Genomic DNA, 6595 nt, shown 5'->3' on the forward strand with positions numbered 1-6595 from the left:
AATATGTGGGGCGCCCGCTGCCTTTCCGAGCCATCCGAATGCAGGCGCGAAGATTGCCTGTTCCCCCGGCATTGTCCTCATTTCAAGATTGATGATGAATCCTTGGTTCAATTGCTGCATGAGGTTGCCGCTATACAGGGAGTAAAACATCTGCGTATTTCCAGCGGTATACGCTATGATTTGACCGATGAGCGCCACACTTTTTTACGTGAACTTATCCATGAATTTGTGGGCGGCCAACTGAAGGTAGCGCCCGAGCATCTTTGTGATCCCGTGCTCCGTCTCATGCGTAAACCTTCTATGAAAGTTTTTGAACAATTCCTACACTTTTTTGAAGAGGAATCACGAAAGGCAGGGAAGACACAGTTTCTTGTGCCTTACTTAATCAGTGCTTTTCCCGGCTGTACAGACGGAGATATGAAAATGCTCGCTGAGTGGTTGGAAAAGCGCAATTGGCGGCCCCGTCAAGTGCAGTGTTTTATTCCAACACCCGGTACCGTGGCGACAGCCATGTTCTACGCAAAGATCGACACCCACGGCAAGCGCATTTATGTGGCGACAAGTGATAAACAAAGAATGCGGCAGCATCACCGGCTTATTCCTGAGGAAACAGGGGATTCCGGAAATCGCAACCCACGATCTCGATGATTGTCGAAGACGACAGCTAAGACGAAGATATCCCGGTTCTACCTGATTTAGAAGAGCCTGCCTTCATCATCGTGGGAGGGAGGCGTCTTGTTGAGGTGTTTGAAAGCTTGGGAAGTGGCAACCCGTCCTTGGGGTGTGCGCTTCATGAAACCAATTTGGATGAGGTAGGGTTCATGTACTTCTTCAAGGGTCTGCCGTTCTTCTCCAACAGCAACAGCTAAGGAGGCAAGTCCCACGGGACCTCCTCCAAATTTCTCAATGAGTACGCTCAAGATTTGTCGGTCCATATCATCGAGACCCAAGCCATCAATGCGCAGCATTTGCAAGGCGGCATCAGAAGTTGCTCGGGTGATCACACCGTCTCCCTTTACTTGAGCATAATCTCTCACGCGGCGGAGCAGTCTATTAGCGATACGCGCAGTGCCTCTGGAGCGTGTGGCAATTTCCAGAGCCCCATCGGATTCTATGGGCACATTGAGTATACGCGCGGAGCGGGTAATAATACATTCCAACTCTTCGGGATTATACAGGTCGAAACGGCATGTATCCCCAAAACGGGCGCGCAAGGGCGGCGTAAGCAGTCCTGCCCGTGTTGTGGCGCCGATGAGCGTGAAAGGGCGCAATCCGATTTTCATAGATCGGGCTGTGGGCCCTTTTCCAAGCATAATATCGACTTCAAAGTCTTCCATGGCGGAATAAAGTGTTTCCTCAACAGCGTGATTCAATCGATGGATTTCATCAATGAAAAGAATGTCGTATTCTTCCAGACTCGTTAAAATGGCGGATAAATCTGCTTGCCTTTCTATGACCGGCCCTGCGCTTTGGCGGATGTCAACGCCCATTTCATTGGAAATGATACGTGCCAAGGTTGTTTTTCCCAGTCCGGGTGGGCCGCAGAGCAGCAAATGATCCAAGGGCTCCCCGCGTTTTTGCGCAGCCAAGATTGAGATGCGCAACTTTTCTTTGATGGGCTCCTGGCCGGGAAAGTCCTCCAAGCGTTGGGGCCGTATTTTATCATCATAAGAAGCGTCATCTTCAATAAGACCGGGGGTAATGAGATTATCGTTGACCATGATTGACTTTCGCCAGGGAGCGCAGTGCTTCACGGACAAGATCAGCATCCGCGGCCTGTTCTCCCAATGTTTTCCGCGCATGAGTCGCGGCATTTCTTGCCTCGGCGATGGAACAGCCCAAACTGATCAAAGCCTCATAAACATCATCCCCTTCGACGGGAGCATTGGCTTCCGGCTGCCCCAACAAAGCGCTGAGTTCCGTCGTTTTCCCCATCTTGCTGGTCATTTCCAAAATAATGCGTCCAGCCAGTTTTTTACCAACTCCCGGAACACGTGTCAAGACTTCGATATTTTGTTCTTGGACAGCCTGTATCAGCGCATCAACGCTCAGTGTGGACAATAACGCAAGTGCCACTTTAGGGCCAACGCCGCTGATGGTAATACAAGTGGTGAAGAGGCTCCTTTCTTTTTCTGTTGAAAATCCAAAAATCTGAAAACTATCTTCACGGATATGGCAATAGGTCAACAACGTAACTTCTTCCCCGACAGTTAATCGATTTTGGAGAAGATCCGGTACAAGCACATCGAAGCCTATACCTTTGACATCCAAAGCCACCTGATTGATTTTTTTTAATGCTATTTTCCCACGAAGGAAAGCAAACATAGACTAGAGTCCATTTCTTTTCTTTATCTGAAGCCTGAGCAGAATATTAGATGACAAAGCGATTGAAGAAACGGCGCAAGGCCTCCAATCTGGAATTTTCATTCCCGAAAGACATAATTCCTTGGCGTTTTCGGTTGACGCGCCGCTGCGCCACGGCATAATTAAGTACGCCGGCTACAGGGCTCCAATCGGGTTTGTTGATCGCTTCAGGGATTTCATCATACCCGATGGGCACACCGATACGCGTATCCAAGCCGCATTCTTGTTGTATGACCATATCTTGATTTTCAATGAGCGCTCCGCCGCCCGTGATAACTATTCCTCTCGCTAACATCTTCGTCAGTTTTTTCGCTTCCAAATATTTGTTGATTTCTTCCCCTAATTCTTTTGCCCGTAATGCGATAATAAATTCTAAATAAGCCCTATCTGCTGTTGCGGGTTCTCCGGTAGCAGTTTGATTTAATTTTATAATTACCTTATCTTCATCCTTGATTGCGTCAGGGTTATAATCCGGCACCGCATTATTTTTATCAAATTGATTTCGATTGATTCCATACTCGTGCACCAATTCAGCGGCCTCTTCAAAGGTAGTTTTTAAGCCCGCTGCCACATCCGAGATAATTAACCCGCTGCTAAAAGGCCGCGTGGTCACATCGACAATACTTCCGTTTAGAAAGGTGGTGATACCTGTACACGATTTCCCCATGTTAACCACCGCCGCGCCGATTTGCTTATCTTCACGTGTGAGACAGCCATAGGCGGCAGCGATGGGCATAAACACAAAATCTGCAATCTCAATCCCTTGTTTCTCCACACAAGAGCGCAGATTATTTTCAAGAAATACAGGCAATTGTATAAAGCGAATATTTCCCTGCAATGCCGATCCCTTCATATCGAGAGGATCGACAACAGGCATATTGTCAACTTTCCATTCCTCCGACATAATGCAGGATACAGGAAGTTTATCCGGCGCATTCAGCCCTATTGCAGCATTATCCCTGACCTTGGCAAGATGTTCAGGTTTGACAACACCATTTTCAATCGGCGCTTTTCCTTCGTAGCGCCGGGAGTGAAGTGTTTCGCCTTGGAGTCCGCAATAGATCTTAAAGATACGTGCATTCGCCATTTGTTTGGCGTCACGCAGGGCAGATTTAAAAGCCAGCTCAGCTGCTGCCGCATCTTGTATGGCTCCGAATTCAACATAGCCGTCGGAAGGCGCGCTGCCATAGCCCAATATTTTTGTTATGCCATTCGCAAAATGCCGACCTATCAGTACCCGGATTTCACGGCTCCCAAAGTCAACTGCAGCCACGACTTCACTTTTCGCTGCCATATAAATAAACCTCCATTACCGGTAAAGTCCGATAGTACAAAAGATCATTCCGTCGGAAAAAGTTCTTCTTCGCCAGAAACAGCGTCATTGGAATCTCCCAATGCGGAACCCAAGGTCTGCTCAATGGCGTTCAACGCTTCATAACGTTTTCCGGAGCTTTCCTTGGCAGCAAAAATGGAAAGTTCTATTTCCTGTTTTTGGGAAAGAACTTCCTTTTTCTCGTCTGCCAATCGTTCCAGCTCATCATGAATATCATCGGCGACCTGTCTCAGTGTCTCTATCTCTGTTTGCAGGCGGCTTTCACTGTTAAGCATTTCCTCCCGCTCCTTTTCTTTATTTAGTTTTCGGTTGACCTGTTCTGTACGGGAATGCTTTAACGCTTCTATCTGCGTATCCAGATCTTCCAATTCCATTTGGAACAAACGAAGCTTGTCATCCATGGACGCCACTTGTTCCCTGCAGGAATTACATTCACCTTCACGAGTCGCCAGCGTTTCTTCGGTTTGAAGCAAGTTCAGTTCTGTCGCCTGTATCTGGTCTTCAATGGATTGGATATCCTTCGCGTTGGTGATCAGATTATTTTCAACATCAGCTACCAGCGCCTCAGCCTGCTTATACTCCATAATGGCGATTTTTCGGGCAAGTTCCAAAGCCAAATGTTTAGCAGAATGAACGTCACCCCGTGCTAAGGCGTCGCGTGTGCCGGCAAGCAAATTCGTTGTATCATCGATGCTCGCTGATTCAACTAGAAGGGGCTCAACATCTTCTTCGCTGTCTTGGTAAAGCGGTTCTTCTGCTACTTCATCGGCGTCGTCACCTTCAACAGATTCCGAGTCTTCTAAAACAATCTGATCCGGTTGAATACGCTCAGCCTCACCGGCATCTGCACCTTCTTCTTCGTCTGGACTAAAAGCTTCCTCTAATTATTCAGGTGCTTCCGATGAAAACGCGGCTTCATCATACTGTTGAATAGCGCTTTCTTCAGTCTCATCCGGAAGCACTTCTTCACTTGAATGTTCCTCTGAAAGCTCAGGGATTTGGAGGCTAGTCGTAGGCTCTTCTTCCATCGTATCAGAAAAAGAAGAAGTCTCTAGAAAATCGTCCGTTGCCGATTCTTCTCCAAAAGACACGTCATTGGCTTCTTCTGAAAAATCGCTACGTTCTTCTTCCGCGACCACGTCAATCTTGTCTGCTGCTTCTAAAACGCTATCGTCGCCATAGCTTATTTCTTGGTCTTCTTCTACCGCTGTTTCTTCTTCATCCGAAGTCTCCCCTTCCGATATGTCCGAAGGTGGCACTTGCTTTTCTATATCCGATTCAACGATATCCAATACTGTGACGGCTTCCCTTTCAAAAGATTCATCATCGCCACTATCAGCGCCGGATCCATCATCGAAAGGCGCTTTCAAGCCCTCTTCTTCTGAAAAGGCTGTTGCTAAGCTATCATCGTCGGTCGGGGATTCCGGATATTCTGTGTCTTCTGTAAACTCTTCCTCTGTATGGTCCAGAGGGAAGTCCCCTTCAAAAGTTTCCTCATCCAAGCTGTCCTTCGGCAAGACCTCTTGAACATCGCTTTCATCCGATTCAAGATCCGAAGTTTCTATCGAAGCGTCCTCTTCAACAAAAGTTTCAGCTTCTTTTTCATAAGGGTCGTTATGATTGTAAATGATTAGATCGGGACGCCCTTCATTTGGAGCCGCTGATTCTTCTTCAGCGGCAACATCTTCGTTTGCAGCTTCTTCTTGAGCAATCTCTTCCGGAGGCGCAGCAGCTTCACTTTCTTCGGAGAGGGAAATTTCTTCTTCCTCCATCTCTTCGTCGTCATCTTCCGCCAGCGGAATTCCAGCACGTTGCAGATCATCAAGCGCTTTTTTATAAAGTTCTTTCCACTTTAAAACAACACTGGATTTAACTTTATCGAGAATAAGATCGCCTACCATAAGGGATAGAATTTCATAGCTGCTATTTAAGAAAGGAATACTTTCGCTGCGTCGTCCGACTCGATCATAGCTATGCAAAATACGGGCTGTTTCGAGAATGGCATCTTTGACCGGATCCCACTGTCCCTTGATGGTAATCGTGAGCGCCTCACCGAGTTCCCGTATACAGCGTTCAGCCCAATCGCCGGACTCCGGATTATGTTGCGCCTGACTTAAAAATCGATTAAATCGTCCAAGACAGGACGCCAACGATTGGGAAGGATCACCTGAAACTTGAATAGGCTGGTCGTTCATTACCGGCATTTCCTTTTCTTCCATGTTGCGTTCCATCAATGGAGACTCCTCTTCTTTATTTGTGGAGACATCGGGAATTTTTATGGGGTTTTTTGATGATGAGCGGCCAAAAAAAGGCCAACCTCGCTTTTTATTTAATCGCACAGGGGCTTCCTCCGAAACTATACAAGAAGCATTATGCCTATAGGACAACATATTGTGTACTAACTTGGATTTTTATCCGTTTATACCACAATATAATGACACATCGCGAAAAAAAATGCAATGTTTTCCAAGCGCCCTTTGTATGGCGTGCGCGAAAGCTTCCGATGCGGTCAAATTAAGCTTAAAAATAGGAGGGGATCAACCGCCGCGCCCGGCAATAAATTCATCCCACAAGTCTTGACGGATGCAGGCATAAAGCAAAACACCGGGGCGTAAGGCCTGAAACTCCACAAAATATTCGTTTTTCAAATGCTTTTGCACGCTCTCATAGAGCTCCGGCGCTACCAAGATCATATCTGCATCGGCTTGCTCGGGAATCGCATGCCACCATCCGATCCGCGTATATCCTCGAAAATACCACGGCAGCGGCCAGTAATCACCGTCGGTACGGATAATATTGACGTGCAATTCTTTCCCCTTACCGGAGATAGCTGCTATATCGTGAACACGATCCACCAGTTTCTCCATGGCCCGAGAGGGATGGGCATAGACATAGGGG

7 protein-coding genes are annotated in these 6595 nt (G+C 47.3%); 1 reads left to right on the forward strand and 6 read right to left on the reverse strand.

The genetic code is table 11. The features are described 5' to 3' along the window. Nucleotides 1–648: YgiQ family radical SAM protein (locus GX117_12475; protein NLO34146.1), on the forward strand; the 648-nt coding region annotated here is incomplete at its 5' end. 47 nt (nt 649–695) lie between these two features. On the opposite strand, the gene ruvB is transcribed toward GX117_12475, so the two are convergent. The 6 genes from ruvB to GX117_12505 all read right to left on the reverse strand — a co-directional run. Then, on the reverse strand, nt 696–1721 hold the full coding sequence (gene ruvB / locus GX117_12480; GenBank protein ID NLO34147.1) for a Holliday junction branch migration DNA helicase RuvB: 1026 nt from the start codon (nt 1719–1721) through the stop codon (nt 696–698). Next, the gene (gene ruvA / locus GX117_12485) at nt 1708–2325 is read right to left on the reverse strand and encodes a Holliday junction branch migration protein RuvA (GenBank protein NLO34148.1); all 618 of its coding nucleotides are present in this window, start codon (nt 2323–2325) and stop codon (nt 1708–1710) included. Before ruvA ends, ruvB begins: the two co-directional genes overlap by 14 nt. 46 nt (nt 2326–2371) lie before the next feature. After that, complete coding sequence (ftsA, locus tag GX117_12490) at nt 2372–3658, reverse strand: cell division protein FtsA (GenBank protein ID NLO34149.1); 1287 nt, start codon at nt 3656–3658, stop codon at nt 2372–2374. A gap of 44 nt (nt 3659–3702) precedes the next feature. Next, on the reverse strand, nt 3703–4371 hold the full coding sequence (locus GX117_12495) for a hypothetical protein (GenBank protein ID NLO34150.1): 669 nt from the start codon (nt 4369–4371) through the stop codon (nt 3703–3705). 210 nt (nt 4372–4581) lie between these two features. Beyond that, nucleotides 4582–5928, reverse strand: a complete 1347-nt coding sequence (locus GX117_12500) for a hypothetical protein (GenBank protein ID NLO34151.1) — start codon at nt 5926–5928, stop codon at nt 4582–4584. Nucleotides 5929–6234: 306 nt separating this feature from the next. Further along, nucleotides 6235–6595 (reverse strand): hypothetical protein (locus tag GX117_12505; protein ID NLO34152.1); only part of this gene is annotated, 361 nt, incomplete at its 5' end.

The sequence above is a fragment of the Candidatus Hydrogenedentota bacterium genome (assembly GCA_012523015.1).
Classification (GTDB): Bacteria; Hydrogenedentota; Hydrogenedentia; order Hydrogenedentales; family CAITNO01; genus JAAYBJ01.